This is a genomic window from Nocardia salmonicida (assembly GCF_036142455.1).
In the GTDB taxonomy this organism is placed as follows: Bacteria; Actinomycetota; Actinomycetes; order Mycobacteriales; family Mycobacteriaceae; genus Nocardia; species Nocardia salmonicida.
The window spans coordinates 791,605-810,898 of the sequence record NZ_CP108014.1 but is presented as its reverse complement, the minus strand read 5'-3'; the positions used below and the strand labels follow the sequence as shown (position 1 = coordinate 810,898).

General features: G+C 68.8%; 17 protein-coding genes and 1 riboswitch. Of the genes, 15 read left to right on the top strand and 2 right to left on the bottom strand.

The window, feature by feature from the left end; all coding sequences use genetic code 11:
- Positions 1 to 79 precede the first annotated feature (79 nt).
- Together OHS03_RS04030 and OHS03_RS04025 are read left to right on the top strand one after the other, a co-directional pair.
- Positions 80 to 835, top strand: a complete 756-nt coding sequence (locus OHS03_RS04030) for an LppM family (lipo)protein (protein ID WP_328664082.1) — start codon at positions 80 to 82, stop codon at positions 833 to 835.
- Between the two features lies 1 nt (position 836).
- A complete protein-coding gene (locus OHS03_RS04025) occupies positions 837 to 2,009 on the top strand; it encodes a glycosyltransferase family 2 protein (protein WP_328660878.1) in 1,173 nt (390 codons plus the stop codon).
- Between the two features lie 36 nt (positions 2,010 to 2,045).
- Here the strand turns inward: OHS03_RS04025 and OHS03_RS04020 are convergent, their stop codons facing one another.
- Positions 2,046 to 2,759: a hypothetical protein gene (locus tag OHS03_RS04020; RefSeq protein WP_328664080.1), complete on the bottom strand. Its 714-nt coding sequence runs from the start codon at positions 2,757 to 2,759 to the stop codon at positions 2,046 to 2,048.
- A gap of 371 nt (positions 2,760 to 3,130) precedes the next feature.
- Positions 3,131 to 3,224, top strand: a riboswitch (SAM riboswitch).
- Positions 3,225 to 3,382: 158 nt separating this feature from the next.
- Here OHS03_RS04020 and OHS03_RS04015 point away from each other — a divergent pair.
- The 12 genes from OHS03_RS04015 to OHS03_RS03960 are packed head-to-tail and all read left to right on the top strand — an operon-like array spanning position 3,383 to position 16,995.
- A complete protein-coding gene (locus OHS03_RS04015; protein WP_328660877.1) occupies positions 3,383 to 4,390 on the top strand; it encodes an amino acid ABC transporter permease in 1,008 nt (335 codons plus the stop codon).
- Entirely contained in the window at positions 4,387 to 5,148 is a 762-nt protein-coding gene (locus tag OHS03_RS04010; RefSeq protein WP_328660874.1) for an amino acid ABC transporter ATP-binding protein, read from the top strand. The genes OHS03_RS04015 and OHS03_RS04010 overlap by 4 nt, the downstream gene beginning before the upstream one ends.
- A 32-nt stretch (positions 5,149 to 5,180) precedes the next feature.
- Positions 5,181 to 6,140 (top strand): ABC transporter substrate-binding protein, encoded by a 960-nt coding sequence (locus tag OHS03_RS04005; protein WP_328660873.1) that lies wholly within the window; start codon positions 5,181 to 5,183, stop codon positions 6,138 to 6,140.
- A gap of 28 nt (positions 6,141 to 6,168) precedes the next feature.
- The gene (locus OHS03_RS04000) at positions 6,169 to 7,239 is read left to right on the top strand and encodes an LLM class flavin-dependent oxidoreductase (protein WP_328660871.1); all 1,071 of its coding nucleotides are present in this window, start codon (positions 6,169 to 6,171) and stop codon (positions 7,237 to 7,239) included.
- Complete coding sequence (locus OHS03_RS03995) at positions 7,236 to 8,855, top strand: ABC transporter substrate-binding protein (protein ID WP_328660869.1); 1,620 nt, start codon at positions 7,236 to 7,238, stop codon at positions 8,853 to 8,855. The genes OHS03_RS04000 and OHS03_RS03995 overlap by 4 nt, the downstream gene beginning before the upstream one ends.
- 2 nt (positions 8,856 to 8,857) lie before the next feature.
- The gene (locus OHS03_RS03990) at positions 8,858 to 9,973 is read left to right on the top strand and encodes an ABC transporter permease (protein ID WP_328660867.1); all 1,116 of its coding nucleotides are present in this window, start codon (positions 8,858 to 8,860) and stop codon (positions 9,971 to 9,973) included.
- Positions 9,966 to 10,862 (top strand): ABC transporter permease, encoded by an 897-nt coding sequence (locus OHS03_RS03985; protein ID WP_328660865.1) that lies wholly within the window; start codon positions 9,966 to 9,968, stop codon positions 10,860 to 10,862. The genes OHS03_RS03990 and OHS03_RS03985 overlap by 8 nt, the downstream gene beginning before the upstream one ends.
- Entirely contained in the window at positions 10,859 to 12,523 is a 1,665-nt protein-coding gene (locus OHS03_RS03980) for a dipeptide ABC transporter ATP-binding protein (RefSeq protein WP_328660863.1), read from the top strand. Before OHS03_RS03985 ends, OHS03_RS03980 begins: the two co-directional genes overlap by 4 nt.
- On the top strand, positions 12,520 to 13,680 hold the full coding sequence (locus tag OHS03_RS03975) for an LLM class flavin-dependent oxidoreductase (protein WP_328660861.1): 1,161 nt from the start codon (positions 12,520 to 12,522) through the stop codon (positions 13,678 to 13,680). Before OHS03_RS03980 ends, OHS03_RS03975 begins: the two co-directional genes overlap by 4 nt.
- Positions 13,677 to 15,044: an NtaA/DmoA family FMN-dependent monooxygenase gene (locus OHS03_RS03970; RefSeq protein WP_328660858.1), complete on the top strand. Its 1,368-nt coding sequence runs from the start codon at positions 13,677 to 13,679 to the stop codon at positions 15,042 to 15,044. The genes OHS03_RS03975 and OHS03_RS03970 overlap by 4 nt, the downstream gene beginning before the upstream one ends.
- Entirely contained in the window at positions 15,041 to 15,850 is an 810-nt protein-coding gene (locus tag OHS03_RS03965) for a DUF1684 domain-containing protein (RefSeq protein WP_328660856.1), read from the top strand. The genes OHS03_RS03970 and OHS03_RS03965 overlap by 4 nt, the downstream gene beginning before the upstream one ends.
- Positions 15,847 to 16,995, top strand: a complete 1,149-nt coding sequence (locus OHS03_RS03960) for an LLM class flavin-dependent oxidoreductase (protein WP_328660855.1) — start codon at positions 15,847 to 15,849, stop codon at positions 16,993 to 16,995. The genes OHS03_RS03965 and OHS03_RS03960 overlap by 4 nt, the downstream gene beginning before the upstream one ends.
- A 50-nt stretch (positions 16,996 to 17,045) precedes the next feature.
- On the opposite strand, the gene OHS03_RS03955 is transcribed toward OHS03_RS03960, so the two are convergent.
- The gene (locus tag OHS03_RS03955) at positions 17,046 to 17,522 is read right to left on the bottom strand and encodes a MarR family winged helix-turn-helix transcriptional regulator (protein WP_328660853.1); all 477 of its coding nucleotides are present in this window, start codon (positions 17,520 to 17,522) and stop codon (positions 17,046 to 17,048) included.
- Between the two features lie 87 nt (positions 17,523 to 17,609).
- Here OHS03_RS03955 and OHS03_RS03950 point away from each other — a divergent pair, with 87 nt between their 5' ends.
- A complete protein-coding gene (locus OHS03_RS03950; RefSeq protein WP_328660851.1) occupies positions 17,610 to 19,187 on the top strand; it encodes a DHA2 family efflux MFS transporter permease subunit in 1,578 nt (525 codons plus the stop codon).
- The last annotated feature ends 107 nt before the right edge of the window (positions 19,188 to 19,294 follow it).

Sequence of the window (19,294 nt, the reverse complement as noted above, 5' to 3'; positions counted from 1 at the left end):
GCCCGGTGGGCCCGTCGTGTGGGCTCTGGGCTCTGAGCCTGGCACGATGTCAACCGTGCAGCCGAGTCCCGTCGCCGAGATGCCCGCTCCTTCGCCGCGTCGTTCCGTGCCCGCGCGGCGCGTCGCGGCCGTTGCCGTCCTGCTGGCATTGCTCGTGCCCGCCCTGGCCGGGTGCCTGCGGGTGCAGGTGTCGATGGGGGTGTCGTCGAACGACCGCGTGTCGGGGCGGATCGTCGCCGCGGTGGTGCCGACAGGGCCCGAGGACAAAGGACCCCAGCTGAAGGCGCCGGAGGCGTTGGCGGCGAAGGTGCGGGTGGAGAACTACAACCAGGACGGGTACATCGGCACCCAGGTGTTCTTCGACGATCTGTCCTTCGGCGAGGTCGGCCAGCTCGGCGGGCTCTCGGATCAGACGCAGGGCATGTTCACCCTCGACTTCCAGCGCAGTGGCGATCTGGTGAGTCTCACCGGGCGGGTCGATCTGGAATCGGTCCCCCCGCACGGCTCGGACGTGCAGTTCTCCGTAGCGTTCCCGGCCCGCGTCGCCAAGACCAACGGCACCCGCGAGACCACCGACAGCGAGAACACCGTGTCGTGGAAGCTGCCCGCGGGCGAGGTGTCGACCATGCGCGCCGAGGTGAAGTACGCCGACCCCAACACCCGTTCGTTCGCGGGCTGGGCAGGCATCGTCGGCGGCATCACTCTCGCGGTGGCCGCGCTGATCGCGGGCCTGGCGTTCCGTGATCGCAACCCCGGCCCGCCGAACGCGCCGCGCGGCGGCTTCTCCCCCTCCGAGATGTGGCGCGAGATCTCCAGTCGCAGACTGGGCCGTTGACGTGGGCGCGGAGGCCCGCTACCTGACCTGGGCGGGCACGGGTCTGGCCGCGCTCGGCGCGACCACCGCCGCCTACAACCTGGTCACCCTGCGCACCCTGCCACGCGGAGTCGCGGGCGTGATCGAAACGGTCACGGTGTGCGTCCCCGCCCGTGACGAAGCCGCCCGCCTGCCCGCGCTGATCGCCGACCTTCGCGCCCAAACCGGCGTACCCCGCATGAACGTGCTGATCCTCGACGACGCGTCCACCGACGACACCTACGAAGCCGCACTGGCCGCGATCGCCGCAGACGAGCGCTTCACCGTCCTGCGCTCCGCCGCCCACCCCGCCCCCGGCTGGACCGGCAAAGCCGCCGCCTGCGCGCGCCTCGCCGCCCGCACCGACGCGGCCGCCCTGGTCTTCGTCGACGCAGACGTCCGCCTCGCGCCCCACGCCGTCGCCGCGGCGGTGACCGAATTACGCAGGCGCTGTGCGGGTTTGGTGTCGGCCTGGCCGATCCAGGAAGCAGGTTCGACCACCGAGCGCTTGGTCCAGCCGTTGCTCGCGTGGTCGTGGGCGTCGACCCTGCCGGTCGGCCCGGCCAATCACAGTCTGCGACCGTCCACCGCCGTCGCGTGCGGGCAGTTCCTCGCCGTCGACGCCGAGGCCTACCGCGCGGGCGGCGGTCACGCGGCCGTCGCCGCCAGTGCCACCGAGGATCTAGACCTCGCCCGTGCCGTGCGTCGCGCGGGCCACCGCACCGCGCTGGTGACCGCGGGCCCGGCCGCCAGGACCCGAATGTATACCGGCCGAACCGAGCTCACCGACGGCTACACCCGCTGGCTGTGGTCGGCCTACGGCAGCCGTCTCGACACCGGCGCGGCCATCGCCATCCTTGCCGCCGTTGCCTATTGGATCCCCCCACTGGCAGCGATCTTCGGCCGCGGACGCACCCGTCGAGCAGGTCTGCTCGGCTACCTGGCCGCCGTCACGAGCCGACTCACCGCCCGCACCATCGAAACCCGTCGAGCGCCTACCGGTCCGGACGTGGCCTCGGCCGTTGCCCACCCTCTCTCGGTGGCCCACTACCTCAGCCTGTGGACCCGCTCCCACCATCGTCACCGCACCGGCCGCCTGCGCTGGAAACAGCGCCCCCTGGTCACCCCCGACAACCCGATCGCCCAACACGCCTGAGCCGCTTCGAATTCCACGGCCGGACAGCGAGCGCACTCACGCCACTTCGGTGATCCCGATGGTCGGAAAGAAGAAGCAGGATCGGCCCGCATTGTCGGTGGTGCCGAAGACAGCGGCCAGCACAGTGCCCCGACCGGTATCGACGGGCACAGCACGAACACCGCCGACCGGGATCGCGGCGAAGAGGAAGTCACGAATGGCGGTCTCGGCGAGCGGACGCAACTCGACGGGAACCTCGGGCGGCACCATCGCGCGCACGATGTCGGCGATCGGACCCATCGAGGCCATCCCGCCCCGACCGGTGCTGATATTGAGCCAGGCCACCTGCATACCGGAGGTCTTCGTGGCGGCGGTGTCGGGAGCGAGCCCGTAGGGCAGGAAGGTGAACAGCGTCTGGCCGGATTTCACGGCCGAGAGATCGAGCCCGGGTATCGGGAGGGTGTTCGTCGGCCACGGGCCGGGGACCGCGCCCGCGACAGCCGGGACGAGGCCCGCACCGTCACCGGTGCAGTTCGCGGCGACTGTGGGGTAGAGAAACGGCTGGATACCCATGGCTTTCAGCGTCTCGACGACGGTTTGGTAGGCACCGAGCAGATCACCCGGCCCCGCCGTGGGCGTGGCGTTCGGTGCGTCCCTGGTGACAACAGGCGTCACCGGCGCGGCCGGTTCGCCGGCGGCCGACGGCACGCCGAGCAGCAGCGCGGCGGCGCAGGCCACCAGCGAGGTCAGTGTGGTGGAACGACGCGGCATGATCACGACGTACTCCTCATCGACGCAGAGGAGCCCGACGCTACCGCGTGCGAGGTGTGAATCAGGCCAGGTGAAGTAACCGGCCGTTCGGCGCGTCGCAATCTCGCAGCGACCGCAACTCGGCGTCCGCCCGCAACTCGCCGCCCGATCCGGCGACCACCGCGCAGCGCTCCCACACCACCCGTCTGGACGACCGATCGTCTCGACCCCCCGATCACGGCCGCCAGCGGGTCACTGACCACGCCGAACCGGGGCAATTATGACTGCGTCTACGGCCGTCTCCAAGCTCTGCGCTCACGATGATTTCTACCGTTGTGCGCAGTCGTGCATATGCCACATGCTGATTCAGCTCGGGCCACGAACCCGGGGCGCAACCATCCAGAGCGACCGAGAGACCTGGCTCGATGACGTCGCAGCAACCCGCCCGTTTCGGGGTGTGGGTGCTTCTGCCGGGATCGATGGAGGAGATTTTCGTGCTGAACGTGGGCTACCGCCGCCGACATATCGACCAGTGCCGGGTGACAGCGACGGCGTGTCGGGTCTGAGCGCCGCCAGATCGCGAACCCGTCGCTGGCCGGGTGGAGGTCACCGTGCCTCGTTCCACTGTTTTCCGAAGGACTCCCATGACCGCGTCTGCCGTATCCGGCGCAGAGACCGCGCCCTTACCGCCCGGCGACGCTCCCCCTACTGAGCCGGAATCCGCCGACAAGGCGTCCGAGGATCTCCCCCGGATCGCCGGATCGTGGCACCCGTGGCGTTGGGTCGTCGGGGCGGTCGCGCTGCTGGTGGTAGCCCAGTTCGCGCACGGTCTGATCACCAATCCGGGCTGGGACTGGGGCACTTTCGCCCAGTACTTCACCGCGAAGTCGGTGATGTCCGCGCTCCGGGTGACCATCGAACTGACCCTGTGGGGCACCGTTCTCGGTTTCGTACTCGGCACGCTGCTGGCGATCGGGCGGGTGTCGAACAATCCGGTACTGCGGGTGATCGCGTGGACCTACATCTGGGCGTTCCGTTCGATCCCGCTGATCGTGCAGCTGCTGTTCTGGTTCAACATCGCCTACCTGTATCCCCGACTGTCGGTGGGCATTCCGTTCGGACCGGCCTTCTTCGATTTCGAAGTCAACGGCGTCATCAGTGGTTTCACCGCGGCGGTGATCGGTCTGGCCCTGCATCAGGCGGCATACTCGGCCGAACTGATCCGGGCGGGTCTGCTCGCCGTGGACGACGGTCAGCTGGAAGCGGCCGCCGCGCTGGGCATTCCGCGCTGGCGGCAGTTCCGCACGATCGTGTTGCCGCAGGCGATGCGCTCGATTCTGCCGAACGCGGCCAACGAGGTGATCAGCCTGTTCAAGGGCACCTCGATCGTGTCGGTGATGGCGATCGCGGAGCTCTTCTACCAGGTCCAGGTGATCTTCGGCCGCAACGGCCGAGTGGTGCCGCTGCTCATGGTGGCGACCGTCTGGTACATCGTGCTCACCACGGGGCTGTCGATCGTCCAGTACTACATCGAACGCCACTACGCCAAGGGCGCGCACCGTGAGGTGCCGCCGACACCGTGGCAGCGGGTCCGCGCCAAGGTCACCGAGATCGCCGCCGGTGCGGCCGCACCCCGAGGAGCAACCCGATGACCGCAGCGGTGCTGGCGCGCGGAATCCGCAAGTCCTACAACGGCACCGAGGTGCTGCGCGGCGTGGATCTGGCGGTGGACACCGGCGAGGTGGTCGCCGTGATCGGACCGTCCGGCTCGGGCAAGTCCACCCTGTTGCGGGTGCTCAATCATCTGGAAGCGCAGGACGCGGGCACGGTGCACGTCGACGGTGAGCTGATCGGCTACCGGCAACGTGGCAACATCCTGCGTTCGCTGCCCGACCACGCGGTGCGCGCCCAGCGCAGCCACATCGGCTTCGTGTTCCAGCAGTTCAACCTGTTCCCGCATCTCACCGTGCTCGACAATGTGGTGCTCGCCCCGATCTCGGCACAGCGCCGCCCGCGCGACGAGGTGGTCGCCGAGGCGAAACAGCTCCTGGATCGGGTGGGCCTGGCCGATTTCGTCGACGCCTACCCCCGGCGGCTCTCCGGCGGTCAGCAGCAGCGCGTGGCCATCGCGCGGGCGCTCGCCTTGAAGCCACGGCTGATCCTGTTCGACGAGCCCACCTCCGCGCTCGACCCGGAACTGGTGGGCGAGGTCCTCGCGGTGATCCGCGATCTCGCGCACAGCGGCACCGCCCTGGTGATCGTCACCCACGAAATCGGTTTCGCCCGTGAGGTCGCCGACACCGTGGTGTTCCTCGACGAAGGACAGATCGTCGAACGGGGCCCGGCGGCCACCGTTCTCGACCAACCGACACATCCACGCACGCAGGCATTCCTGTCGCGCGTGCGCTGATCATTCCCTCCCACGAACAGGTTTCGACACTGATGAAGCTCTCCACACTGATCGGCATCGTCGCGGCAGCCACCCTGCTGACGACCGGCTGCACCGCCGATCCAGAGGCCGCCGACACCGTGCAGGCCGGTGCGGTCACCTACGACCTGTCCCCCGCCCAGGAGGGCAGGGTGCGCGCCGCCAAGGTCGACGCGATCGCCGCCGAGGTGCCCAAGGCCATCCGCGACCGCGGCACGCTGGTGGTGACCGGTCCCGCCGGTTCCGTGCCGCCGCTGCGGTTCTACGCCACCGACGACCGGACCGTCATCGGCTCCGAGGTCGACTTCGCCACCCTGGTGGCCGACATCCTGGGCCTGAAGCTCGACATCCAGGTGGCGGACTGGTCGCAGAACTTCGTGCGCGTGGATTCCGGTGAGGTGGACGCGTTCATCTCGAACGTGACCGTCACCGAGGAGCGCAAGGAGAAGTACGACTTCGCCACCTACCGCACCGACACCGTCGCCCTCGAGGTCCCGAAGGACAGCCCGCTGACCTACACCGACCGCAAGAGCCTGGCGGGCAAGCGGATCGGGATCGGCGCGGGCACCAACCAGGAACAGCTGCTGGTGAGCTGGAACGAGAAGAACATCGCCGAGGGTCTGCCCCCGGTCGACATCGCCTACTACCAGCAGAGCACCGACTACTACCTGGCGCTGGCTTCCAAGCGCATCGACGGCTACATCGGCCCGAACCCCGCGGCTGTGTACCACTCCGCCACCAGCGACGGCAAGATCATCGCCACGTTCTCGGGCGCGGGTGAGCAGCTGCAGGGCGAGATCGCGGCGCTCACCAAGAAGGACAACGGCCTGATCGGCCCGATCCACAAGGCGCTGCAGCACGCGATCGCCGACGGCAGCTACCAGAAGATCCTCGACCGCTGGGGCCTGGATTCGGAGAAGGTCACCGAGTCGCGGATCAACCCGCCCGGTCTGCCGAAGAAGCCCGCCGCATGAGGACATTCGACGAGCGGGGAGTCGGCGCATGAAATTCCTGCTGATGACGCTGATCACCCGGGTACCCGATCCGGTCACCGGCGTGGTGCCGACGACCCGCGATCGTCTGCACGAGGTGATCGAACAGGCAAGGCGCGCCGAGGAATTCGGCTACGACGGTTTCGCCGTCGGTGAGCGGCACGAGGATCCGTTCCTGTCCGCCGCTCCCCCGGTGGTGCTGAGCCATATCGCGGCCCTCACCTCGCGGATCAGCCTGTTCACCGCGGTCACCACCTTGAGCCTGCTCGATCCGGTGCGCGCGTTCGAGGACTATTCCACCCTGGACAACCTGTCCGAGGGCAGGCTCGAACTGATCATCGGCAAGGGTAACGGCGCGGCACAGGCACAGCTCTATCACGTCACCACCGAGGATCAGTGGGACCGCAATCGTGAAGGGTACGAACTGTTCCGGAAGCTGTGGGACAGCGACGAAGTGACGTGGTCGGGACAGTTCCGGCCCTCGCTCACCGCCGCCAAGGCCCTGCCGCGACCGCTACAGCCGCGATTGCGGATCTGGCACGGCAGCGCGACGAGCAAGGAATCGGTGGAACTGGCCGCCCGCCACGGTGATCCGGTGTTCTCGGCCAATGTCACCAATCCGATCGAGCCGTACGCCGAACTGATCCGCCACTACCGCGAGCAGTGGGCGCACCACGGTCACGACCCGGCCGATGCACTGGTCGGCGCGGGCACCGCGGGCTTCCACGTCGCGCGCACCTCGCAAGAAGCCGTCGAGGTGTACCGGCCGCTCTACGAGGCCCGCACCTCCTTGCAGCGCAAGATCGGCAATCCGGTCGTGTTCGAGACCATCGAGGACTTCGTCGCCCGCTCGTCGGCCTTGGTCGGCAGCCCGGAGCAGGTGATCGACAAGGTCGGCCGCTATCACGAGCAGTTCGGGCACGAGGTCATCCACCTGTCCGCCGAACGTGACGGCCGCACCGAAAACCGATACCTGGACAGTCTCGAACTGTTCCAGGCCGAGGTGGCGCCCGAACTGCGCCGCCGCATCCCCAGCCGTCCCCTGGCCACCGGCCGTGAATTCTCTGGAGTTACCTCGTGATCCGTCCCCGTCATCGCATTGCCGCCCTCGCCGGCGCACTGGCCGCCGTCACCACGGTGGTCGCGTGCGGCAGCGACTCCGGCGGCTCGGGAGGTCAGGCCGGACCGCCGCAGCCCGGCGGCACGCTGCGCTACGGCCTCTCGCAGGCCCCGACCTGCTCGGATCCGGCTCAGTCGGCCAGCAATCAGACCATCTATGTCGCTCGCCAGATCGTCGACTCGCTCACCGATCAGGACCCGAAGACCGGCGCGATCACACCCTGGTTGGCCAAGAGCTGGGAGGTCAGCCCGGACGCGAAGGTGTTCACGTTCAAGCTCGCCGACGGCGTGACCTTCAGCGACGGCACTCCGCTCACCGCGGACTCGGTGCGCGATACCTTCGACTCGACGATCAAGCTCGGCGGGGCGAAGGCCGCGCTCGGCGTCAGCTATCTCACCAACTACGTCGGCACCACCGCCGTCGACAAGCTCACCGCCCGTGTCGAATTCAGCCAGCCGAACGCACAGTTCCTGCAGGCCACCTCGACTCCGCAGCTGGGCATCCTCGCCCAGTCCACCAACGCCAAGCCCGCCGAGGCGCGGTGCGCGGGCGACAACATCGGCAGCGGACCGTTCACCTACACCAGCTGGAAGCAGGACTCCTCGGCCACGCTGGCCAAGCGGGCAGGCTACAACTGGGGCTCGGCCGTTTTCGGGCACCAGGGCGAGGCGTACCTGGACAAGATCGAGTTCACCGTGGTCCCGGAATCGGGTGTGCGAACGGGCAGCCTGTCGTCGGGTCAGCTCGATGCGGTCAGTGACGCGCTGCCGCAGGACGCGCCGCAGATCGAGGCCGCGGGCGGGCGGGTGCTGTCCACCTCCAACCCGGGAACCCCGTTCGGCTTCCAGCTCAATGTGACTCGTGGTCCGCTGCGTGACCAGGCCGTCCGTCTGGCTCTGCTGACCGCCCTCGATCGTAAGCAGCTCGTCGACACCGTGCTGGGCCCGCAGTTCAAGTACGCGACCGGCAGCCTGGCCTCGGCCACGCCTGACTACCTGGATCAGTCGGCCCGGCTCGCCTACGACCCGGCCAAGGCCAAGGCCGCCCTCGACCAGGCGGGCTGGGTGCCCGGCGGCGACGGTATCCGCGCCAAGAACGGTGAGCGCCTGAGCTTCTCGGTGACCTTCAGCCAGGTGTTCGCGGGCAACCAGGCGATTCTGGAACTGGCTCAGCAGCAGCTGCGCCAAGTCGGGGTAGATCTGAAGCTCGACCTGGTCTCCGGACCCGAGAGCACCGCGAAGATGAACTCCAAGGACTACGACTCCTTCTACGGCAATTCCACTCGCGCCGATGGTGACATCCTGCGTACCTCGTTCTCGCTGACCGGTCGCAATCTCAGCGTGCGCGGCCCGATTCCGGCTCTGGACGACGCCCTGGACAAGCAGCTGGCCACCAACGACCCCGCGGCTCGCAAGGAACTGCTCGCGACCGTGCAGAAGCTGGTGCTCGACAACGGCCTGTACCTCCCCACGATCGAACTGTCGCAGGCGATCGGCGCGGCCGGGCACACCCAGGACCTGAAGTTCGAAGCCTCGGCGCGGCTGCAGTTCTTCGACACCTGGCTGAGCGGGCACTGATCATGGGCCGATACGTGGGTTCGCGGGTACTGCAGGCGGTCTGGGTGCTGTGGGCGTCGTTCACGATCTCCTTCCTCGTGCTGTACGCGCTGCCCTCGGACCCGGTCTCGATGGCGGCCGACGGCGCCGGTCTCGGCACCCCGGTCGACAAGGCCGCGGTGGCGGAGATGCAAGCCCGCTACGGGCTGGACAAGCCACTGTGGGAGCAGTACGTGACCGCGCTCGGAAACGCCGTCACCGGCGATCTGGGCCGGTCCATCAACACTGGTCAACCCGTCACCGAGGCCCTCGGTGATTCGCTACCGCCCACGCTCGGGCTGGCGGCTCTCGCACTCCTTTTCGCGGTGATCGGCGGGACCGCGCTGGCCTTCGCGGCTACCTACACACGACGGCCGTGGCTGCGCAACACCCTGAGCGCTCTACCGCCACTGGGTGTTTCGGTGCCGACCTTCTGGACCGGTCTGCTCCTGCTGCAGCTGTTCTCTTTTCGGCTGCACTGGTTCCCAGCCTTCGGCGGGACCGGTGTGCGCGGGACCCTGCTACCCGCGCTGACCCTGGCCTTGCCGATCGGAGCGGTGCTCGCTCAGGTTCTCGCGGCCGGTCTGGAACAGACCTGGCGTCAGCCGTTCACCGACGTGGCGGTGGCCAAGGGCGCCTCGCGGTGGTGGGTGCAGCGCCGCCACATCGCCCGCCTGGCGAGCGTGCCCGCCTTCACGATCGCCGGCGTGCTGGTCGGCACGATGCTCGCGGGGTCGGTGGTGGTGGAGTCGGTGTTCGCCCGCGCGGGCGTCGGCCGACTCACCCAGACATCAGTGCTCAACCAGGACATTCCCGTCGTCCAGGGCGTGGTGTTGCTCTCGGCGCTGATCTTCGTCGGCGTGAATCTGGCGGTGGACCTGCTCTATCCCCTGCTCGATCCACGCATCACCGGATCGCGGCGCAGCCGTCCGGTCGAGGCGCAAGCAGACGCGCCTGCCGACAGTCCCCTACCGGTCGCCGCGGCGTCTGTGGCCGCCGCAGACGTCGCGACAACGCCGCGCAGCAGCGGGGCGGTCACAGGTGCCACCGCCTCTCGGTGGCCTCGCACCACCGACACCGAAGGGACCGAGCATGGTTGACGTTCTAGTGCGACGTGAGGTGGTGGCTGATCGGCCCGTTGCGACCTCCGGCGTCACGCCCCGCAGTCGCGGTGCACACATTGTCCGCTGGACGCGCGGACACCTCGGACTCGCGCTCTCGGGTGTCGTTCTCGTGATCGCCGTCGGGTGGGCTGTGGCGCCATCGGTGTTCGCCTCCGGTGATCCGCTCATCGGGGTACCCGCGGAGAAGTTCCAGGCACCCAGCGCCGCGCACTGGTTCGGCACCGACAATCTCGGGCGCGACCTGTACACGCGGATGGTGCACGGTGCGGGACTCTCGCTCACCGCCACCCTGACCGCGGTCGCGATCGCGTTGGTGGTCGGGTCGGTGCTCGGGCTGCTGTCCGGCGCCACGGGCGGCATCGTCGACACCGCGATCATGCGGGTCGTCGACGTGCTGCTGTCCATCCCGTCGCTGTTGCTGGCGCTCGCCCTGGTCACCGCCCTCGGTTTCGGCACCCGCAATGTGGCTGTCGCCGTCGGCATCTCGCTGATCGCGAACTTCGCCAGGGTGATGCGGTCGGAGGTGCTGCGGGTGCGGCACGCGCCCTATGTCGAGGCCGCGCACGCATCGGGGGTGCGGTGGTACGCGGTCCTCATCCGCCACGTCCTGCCCAACTCCTTCCAGCCCGTACTCGCCTTGGCCGCCGTCGAATTCGGTATGGCGGTGCTGGCCGTGTCGTCGCTCAGCTTCCTGGGCTACGGCACCAAACCGCCTACCCCCGAATGGGGTTCGCTGATCTCGGAGGGGCGCAACTTCCTCGCCTCCGCCTGGTGGCTCACCACACTGCCCGGCCTCGTCATCGTCGCCGTGGTGTTGTCGGCCCAGCGTCTCGGCCGTTTCGCGGGAAGGACCGAAAAACGATGAACGACAAGAAGAACGCAACGCAGCGCTCCGCGACGGACGGACCCTTGCTCCAGGTGGAGGATCTGCATATCGCGTATCGCACCGGCGCGGGGCCCGTCGCCGCGCTGCGCGGGGTGTCGATCGAGGTGGCGCGCGGAGAGGTCGTCGCTCTCGTCGGCGAGTCGGGGTCGGGGAAGTCGACCTTGGCGCACGCGGTGATCGGGCTGCTCGGGGATTCGGCGGAGGTCGTTTCGGGCAAGGTCGAATTCGCTGGTGAGCGGGTCGATCCGGCTGACGAGAAGGCCTTGCGGCGGCTGCGCGGGGCGCGGGTGGGGTTCGTGCCGCAGGATCCGGGCCTCTCGCTCAATCCGGTGCTGCGGGTCGGTGATCAGGTGGCCGAGGCGCTGCTGGTGCATCGGCTGGCCGACCGGCGTGGGGCGGGCCTGCGAGCGCTCGATCTGCTGGAGGAAGTCGGGCTGGATCAGCCGGAGTTGCGGGCACGGCAGTATCCGCACGAGTTGTCCGGTGGACAGCGGCAGCGGGTGTTGATCGCGATCGCGCTGGCGTGCGGACCGGAGTTGATCATCGCGGACGAGCCGACGAGCGCCCTCGACGCGACGGTGGCGCGGCAGGTGCTGGATCGGCTGGCCGAACGGATCGCGGCCCGCGGCACGGCCGTGCTGCTGATCACCCACGATCTGGCCGTTGCCGCCGAACGGGCCGATCGGCTGGTGGTTCTCGAACAGGGCAAGGTCGTCGAATCCGGCACTACCGCACAGGTGCTGACCCGCCCGGCACAGCCGTACACGCAGCGTCTGCTCGCCGCGTCCCCGGCGCTCTCGCCCACCGAATTCCGGCCCCTACGTTCCAGAGCGGAAACACCTTTGCTGTCGGTTCATGCCCTGCACAAGCGATTCCATGCGGGCGCGGGCTCCATCACCGCCGTGGACGAGGTGGAGTTCAGCCTCGATCGCGGGGAAACGCTCGCGCTGGTGGGTGAATCGGGTTCGGGCAAGTCGACGACCGCGCGGATCGCCCTGCGGCTCACCGAGGCCGACAGCGGGACGGTCACCTTCGACGGCCACAACCTCAGCAGTGCCCGCCGCAATCGCCTGCGCGCGCTGCGCAAACGGTTCCAGGTGGTGTATCAGAACCCGTACTCCTCGCTGGACCCGCGCTGGGAAGTCGCCGACATCATCGCCGAACCTTTGCGCGCCTACGGCGTCGGTGACCGCGCCGCCCGCACCGCACGAGTGGCCGAGCTCCTCGAACAGGTCGCGCTCCCCGCGGATTTCACCACCCGCAAGCCCGCCGAACTGTCCGGCGGGCAGCGACAACGAGTGGCGATCGCCCGCGCGCTGGCCCTGCGCCCCGACCTGCTCGTGCTCGACGAACCGGTCTCCGCGCTCGACGCCTCGGTGCAGGCGCAGATCCTCGATCTGCTCGACGGCCTCCAGACCGAGCTCGCCCTCGGCTACCTGTTCATCTCCCACGACCTGGCCGTGGTGCGCCGCATCAGCGACCGGGTCGCGGTGATGCGCCACGGCCGCATCGTCGAAACCGGGCCGACCGCGACCCTGTTCACCGATCCACAGCACGCCTACACCAGGGAGCTGCTCGCGGCGATCCCGCGACCGGGTGTGCGCATCGATCCCCTCGACGGAAAGGACATCACCCGATGAGCGAGCCCGCACTGTTCCTCGGCATCGAAACCGCGGGGACCGGAACCCATCCCGCGTCATGGCGTCGCGCCGACTCCGGGGCCGAGGACCTGTTCACGCCCGGATATTGGACCGGCGTGGTGTCGTCGGCCGAGCAACTCGGGTTCGACGCGGTCTTCCTGCCCGACTCGTTCGCCATCCAGGAGGGCGGCGCGGCCGTGACCCGCGGCCGACTCGACGCCGTCGCGATCGCCGCCCGCACCGCGCCACCGACCGACCGGATCGGCCTGATCCCCCAGGCATCGGTCACCCACACCGAGCCGTTCCACGTGTCGAAGGCGGTGAGCGCGCTGGACTTCGCGAGCCGAGGGCGCGCCGGCTGGGAGGTGACGGTGTCCACCGACCAGGTCGAGGCGAAGGCGTTCGGCCGCAAAGAGGTTCAGCAACCCGAGTCTCTGTGGCACGAGGCCGACGAAGCGATCGAGGTGGTGACCCGATTGTGGGACAGCTGGGAGGACGACGCCGAGATCCGTGAGGTCGCCACCGGCCGGTTCATCGACCGCGACCGCCTGCACTACATCGACTTCGCCGGTGACAACTTCTCGGTGAAGGGCCCGTCGATCACCCCGCGATCCCCCCAGGGACAGCCGCTCGTCACGGTCCGCGCCGACGACCCCGAGTCGACCGAGGTCGCCGTTCGCCGCGCCGACATCATCCGGATCACCGCGCCCGATCTCGCCACCGCGACCGACCGACGCCTGGCCCTGCGCGCTGCCGTCGCCGCCGCGGGCCGCGACCCGGAAACAGTGCGGATTCTGTTGGATCTGCCTGTTCACCTGGCTGATTCGGCCGACGAGGCGCGGGCAGCGGTAGGTGAGCTCGACCGGTGGGCGGCACGGTCCGACGTCGCCACCGAGCAGCCGCCTCTCGAGACCGGTCTGCTCCACCATGTGGGCACAGCCGCCGCGCTCGACGATCTGCTCGGCGAGATCACGCGGTCCGGCATCGCCGACGGCGTAGTCCTGCGACCCCTGGCCCTGCGCGCCACGCTGACCGCGCTCGCCGCCCACCGCCCTGCTGCCGCACCGCATGACACCGGCGCGCCCCGCACCCTGCGTGACCGCCTCGGTCTCCCCCGCCCACTCAGCCGATACGCCACGACAGGAGCAGCGCTGTGACCTCGAAACCGCGCAAGCAAGTCCGCCTTGCCGCGCATTTCCCCGGCGTCAACAACACCACCGTCTGGGCTGACCCGGCGTCGAAGTCGCAGGTCGACTTCGCGTCCTTCGAACATCTGGCGCGGACCGCCGAACGCGGCCTGTTCGACTTCTTCTTCCTGGCCGAGGGGCTGCGGCTGCGCGAGCATCGCGGACAGATCCACGACCTGGATGTGGTCGGCAGGCCCGACACGTTCACCGTGCTCAACGCGGTGGCGGCGGTCACCGAGCGGCTGGGGTTGGCGGGCACCATCAACAGCACCTACAACGAACCGTTCGAGGTGGCCAAGCAGTTCGCCTCGCTCGATCACCTCTCCGGCGGCCGGGCCGCGTGGAACGTGGTCACCTCCTCGGACGCGTTCACCGGGGAGAACTTCCGGCGCGGTGGCTACCTCGAACACGGTGAGCGGTATCGGCGGGCCGAACAGGTGGTCGCCGCGACCAGGGCGCTGTGGGACAGCTGGCCCACCGACTCGCTGGTGATCGATCGGGAGCGCGGCGTCTTCGCCCGCGAGGTTCCCGAGACCACGTTCCGTAGTACGCAATTCGACTTCGCGGCGCCGTTCGTCGTCCCGCCGAGTCCGCAGGGACACCCGGTGTTGCTGCAGGCGGGCGATTCCGACGAAGGACGCGAGTTCGGCGCGAAGACCGCCGATGCGATCTTCACCGGGCACGGCACCCTCGAGGCGGGCCAGAAGTTCTATGCCGATGTCAAAGGTCGGCTGGCCAAATACGGTCGCGCACACACCGATCTCTTGGTTCTGCCCGCGGCCACATTCGTCCTGGGCGACACCACCGAGGAGGCGAACGAGCGGGCCCGCGCCATCCGCTACCAGCAGGTGAGCCCGCAGACCGCCATCGCCTTCCTCGAACAGGTCTGGGGCCGTGACCTTTCCGGCTACGACCCCGACGGCCCGCTGCCCGATGTCGAGCCCGACGCCGCCGCCGAGATCACCCGAGGCCGGGTCAGGCACGCGAAAGATCCGCTGGCCGTGGCGACAGCGTGGCGTGAGCAGGCCGAGGCGGGCAACCTCAGCATCCGCGAACTGATCATCGAGGTCACCGCCCGTCAGCAGTTCATCGGCACGCCGGCCCAGGTCGCCGAGCAGATCGACCGCTACGTGCAGTCCGATGCCGCCGACGGTTTCATCCTCGTCCCCCACCTGACGCCCGCCGGACTCGACGACTTCGTCGACACGGTGGTCCCCGAACTGCAGGAACGCGGCAGTTTCCGCACCGAATACACCGGCACCACTCTGCGCGACCATCTCGGTCTGCGTCACCCCCACCACCACACCGTCGCCGAAGGAGCACGCGCGTCATGACAATCACCGTCGAGAACCCGACCGCCACCACGACATTCGCCGACGACTGGGCGCGCTGGCACCATGCCCGCGAAGACGGCCTGCGCGATCCGCTCGGGTGGCTCAGCCTGGCCGGGCTGCACTGGCTCACCGACAGCCCGGAGCGCCTCGACGGCGTCCCCGGCACCTGGTGGGTCACCGACGAGAAGGTGTTCATCACCGCGCAGCCCGCGGACCGGCTCGATGTCGACGGCGAGCGGATCGGCGGCGTGCAGATAGTGGTCCCCGTGGAGGGCGCGCCGGGGGTGAGCGTGCTCAACGAGTCGAGGGTTCTCGAGGTGATCCGCCGCTCCGGGAAGTACGCGGTGCGCGTGCACGATCCGGCCGCTGCGACGCTGACCGCGTTCACCGGGGTCTCGGCCTATCCGGCCGACCCGCGCTGGGTCGTGACCGGGCGTTTCACCGCGTTCGAGCAGGCACGCACCATCACCACGGGCGCCGTGGTGGACGGGCTCGAGCACCAGCACAGCGCCGCGGGGATCATCGAATTCACGATCGGCGACAGCCACGAAGCGCTGCTCGCCTTCGGCAACCCCGCCGATCTGAAAGTGCTGTTCACCGACGCCACCAGCGGCGTCACCACCTACCCGGCCGCCCGTTCGCTCGCCGTCGGAGCGGTCGAGGCCGACGGCACCGTCACCCTCGACTTCAACCGGGCGGTGAACCTACCGTGCGCGTTCACCGATTTCGCCACCTGCCCGGTGGCGCCACGCGAGAACAGGCTGCGCGTGGCGATCGAAGCGGGAGAACAGGATCCGAAGCTATGAGCGTTCCGCTGTCGATCCTCGATCTGTCGCCGATCAGCGAAGGGTCGAGTGCCGCACAGGCATTGCGCAATACCGTCGATCTCGCCCAGCACGCCGAACAGTGGGGATATCACCGATACTGGTTGGCCGAACACCATTTCGTGTCGGTGGCGAGTTCGTCGTCGCTGACGCTGCTCGGCTTGGTCGCCGCGGCCACCTCGCGCATCCGGGTCGGGACCGGCGCGGTGCAAGTGGGCCATCACACGTCCGCCTCGATCGTGGAGGCGTTCGGCACCGTCGACGCGCTGTATCCGGGACGACTCGATCTGGGCCTGGGCCGGTCAGGACATCGACGCAGCCAGTTCGGCGCCGAGACCGCGACCACGAGGGGCGGACGTCCGGTGCTCGACGCGGTGACCGGCCGCACCGAGATCCGTGACGGCGTCGTGGTTCCCCCGCCGTTCGATCCGCGCCGGGTCACCGACCGCACGAAGTTCCTCGCCTCAGCCGAGGCGCTGCAGCAGCCCGGTGCGGAGTCGCTGGACTTCGCGGACCAGGTGGCCGAGGTGCAAGCGCTGATCGAGGGCCGCTACTTCACCCCCAAGGGGGTGGAACTGCACGCGGTTCCGGGTGAGGGCATCGATGCCGAGCTGTGGTTGTTCGGTAGTTCGGCGGGCGAAAGTGCCGAGCTGGCGGGCAAATCGGGGTTGCCGTTCGCGGCGGCTTACCACGTCGCGCCGGGCACCGCGCTGGACGCGGTCGCGGCGTATCGGGCGGCGTTCCGACCATCGGAGCAACTGGCCGAACCGCGCGTCATCGTGTCGGCGGATGTGGTCGTCGCCGCCGATGACGACACCGCAGGCCATCACGCGAGCAGCTACGGGCACTGGGTGCACAGCATCCGCAGCGGAGGCGCCACCGAATACCTCGACCCCGCGACGGCGTCCCCGCTCACCCCCGACCAGCTGCGCCTCGTCGCCGACCGCCTGGCGTCCCAGATCGTCGGCTCGCCCACCACGGTGGTCGAGCGGCTCGATGCCCTCCAAAAGGTCACCGGCGCAGACGAACTGCTGATCACCACCATCACCCACGACCACGCCGACCGCCTCGAATCCCACCGTCTGCTGGCCGAGGCGTGGGGACAGCGAGCCGCCCGCGCCGCCTGACCACGCCGACCTGCCCATACCGATGAGGGCGCCCCGCGATGTCGACTCGACTACGGGGCGCCCTCGTGTTGTCTGTCCATCGCCGTGCGCAATCGCCCGAGCAAACGCTCGAACTCCGCGAGCTGGGCGGGCTCGTATTCGGCCAGGATCGCGTCGTGCTCGGCATTGACCGGGTGGAAGTACTCGTCGGCCAACCGTCGAGCGTTTTCGCTGCACCGCAAGGTCACGACCCGCCGATCGGTGTGCTCGCGGCTGCGGGTGATGTAGCCGGCCTGCTCCAGCCGGTTCAACAGGGTCGTCATCGCCCCTGACGTCAGGGTGATCCGCTTGCTCAGCAGCGCGGGAGACAGCGGCCGCGCGGCATGTTCGGCGGCGGCGATCTCCATCAGCGCGAAGGCGTCGGTGGTGTGCACGCCGAGCGATTCCGCGAATCGGCGGCCCAGTTCGGTGAAGCTCTTGCCGTAGTCGATGAGCCCCGCGGCCAGTCGCTGCCGCCGCATCACGACATCGCCGGATGTCTGCTCCACCATCTCGTCCTCTCGTCGACCGCCCGATTGACAACTTACCGCCCGACATTTACCTTCATCGTAAAGTAACTTTATGACGGAGGTATTGTGCGGACAGAAACCGAGACTCCACCGCTGCGCTTGTGGCTGGGGCTGATCGCCGTCTCGCTCGGCGTCGCGTTGATCGTGGTCGACCTGACGATCGTGAACGTGATCCTCGCGCCGATCGTCGAGGATCTGGCGATCACCTCGATTCAGGCGCAATGGATCCAGGAGTCGTACGCGATCGTCTTCGCGGCGCTACTGCTGGTCGCCGGTCGGCTCAGTGACCTCTACGGCGCACGCAGGCTGTTCCTGATCGGACTGGTGGTCTTCGGCGCCACGAGCCTGCTCGCCGCGCTCGCACCGAGCGGCGGCCTGCTCATCGCGGCCCGTTTCCTGCAGGGCATCGGCGGGGCGATGATCCTGCCGACCTCACTCGCCCTGGTGAACGCGGCATTCACCGGAAAGGCTCGCGGGCAGGCCTTCGCGATCTGGGGATCCACGATCGGCGCGGCCGCGGCGGTCGGCCCGTTGCTCGGCGGCTGGCTCGCCGACTTCTCCTGGCGGTGGGCCTTCGGCATCAATATCCCGGCGGTCGCGCTGATCATGGTGGCCGTGCTGACCTACCTTCCCGCCGCACCGAGGAACGCCGGTCGCGTCGATTGGCTCGGGGCTGCCCAGTCCGCGCTCGGCCTCGGCCTGCTCGCCTTCGCCATGATCGAGGGACGGCACTATGGCTGGCTGGTCGTCGCCGAGCCGTTGAACATCGGTGAATTCGTCTGGCGCAGTGGGCCTTCACCGGTTCTCGTCGCGTTCGTCGGCGCCGCGCTCGTCCTCGGGCTCTTCTGGCGCAGGCAGGCGATGCTCGGTCGGGCCGATGGGCAGCCGCTGGTCGATGTGCGGCTGTTCTCGATCGATTCGTTCCGCAGGGGCAATGTGGTGACGCTGATCGTCGGCGTCGGCGAGTTCGGCATCATCGCAGTCCTGCCACTGTGGATGCAATTCGCCCTCGACTACACCGCACTGCAAGCGGGGCTCGCCCTGATGCCACTCGCGATCGGCAGTTTCGTCGCCAGTGGCGCGAGTTTCTCGCTGGCAGCCTCGGTCTCGGCCTTGGGGCAGGTCAGGATCGGCTTGGCGCTGGAAGCGGCCGGGCTGGCGATGCTCGGCTTGTTCGCCGCGGCGAACAGCAGTTGGTGGTCGATCGCGCTCGCGCTGTTCGTCTACGGCATCGGCGTCGGCTTCGCTACCGCCCAGGTCACCAATATCGTGCTCGCCGACGTGCCGGGCGAGAGCGCGGGTCAGGGCTCGGGAATTCAAAGCGCGGCAAGGGAACTCGGCTCAGCATTGGGCATCGCGGTCCTCACCACCGTGTACTTCAGCACGGTCGGCACCGGCCTGCGCGAACGACTGACCGATGATGGCTTGCCCGAATCCGAGGTGCGGCAACTGGAGTCGACCGTCACCGACAGCGCGGGCGCGGCGATCGGAGCTCTCGCCGAGAATCCGCACACACTGCCCGTCGCGGAAGCGGGTCGTGCAGCCATGGCCGCGGGTATCGAGGTGGCGAGCTACCTGTGCGCGGGCCTGCTCGTCCTCGCGTTGGCCACTACAGCCTTCGTCGAACCCGCACGGCAGGAGTAGCACCACCGAGAGCGCGGGGGCCGCGGACTCATGCCGCGCCCCCGCGCTCGTCAAGCCCGCGTCCGTCACACCTCCACCTTCTATACGTAGGCGTATATCAGCGGTAT

Coding starts and splice junctions, on each gene's coding strand:
- OHS03_RS04030 (WP_328664082.1), top strand. CDS start 80: ATGCCCGCTCCTTCGCCGCGTCGTTCCGTGCCCGCGCGGCGCGTCGCG.
- OHS03_RS04020 (WP_328664080.1), bottom strand. CDS start 2,759: ATGCCGCGTCGTTCCACCACACTGACCTCGCTGGTGGCCTGCGCCGCC.
- OHS03_RS04015 (WP_328660877.1), top strand. CDS start 3,383: ATGACCGCGTCTGCCGTATCCGGCGCAGAGACCGCGCCCTTACCGCCC.
- OHS03_RS04010 (WP_328660874.1), top strand. CDS start 4,387: ATGACCGCAGCGGTGCTGGCGCGCGGAATCCGCAAGTCCTACAACGGC.
- OHS03_RS04005 (WP_328660873.1), top strand. CDS start 5,181: ATGAAGCTCTCCACACTGATCGGCATCGTCGCGGCAGCCACCCTGCTG.
- OHS03_RS04000 (WP_328660871.1), top strand. CDS start 6,169: ATGAAATTCCTGCTGATGACGCTGATCACCCGGGTACCCGATCCGGTC.
- OHS03_RS03990 (WP_328660867.1), top strand. CDS start 8,858: ATGGGCCGATACGTGGGTTCGCGGGTACTGCAGGCGGTCTGGGTGCTG.
- OHS03_RS03985 (WP_328660865.1), top strand. CDS start 9,966: ATGGTTGACGTTCTAGTGCGACGTGAGGTGGTGGCTGATCGGCCCGTT.
- OHS03_RS03980 (WP_328660863.1), top strand. CDS start 10,859: ATGAACGACAAGAAGAACGCAACGCAGCGCTCCGCGACGGACGGACCC.
- OHS03_RS03975 (WP_328660861.1), top strand. CDS start 12,520: ATGAGCGAGCCCGCACTGTTCCTCGGCATCGAAACCGCGGGGACCGGA.
- OHS03_RS03965 (WP_328660856.1), top strand. CDS start 15,041: ATGACAATCACCGTCGAGAACCCGACCGCCACCACGACATTCGCCGAC.
- OHS03_RS03960 (WP_328660855.1), top strand. CDS start 15,847: ATGAGCGTTCCGCTGTCGATCCTCGATCTGTCGCCGATCAGCGAAGGG.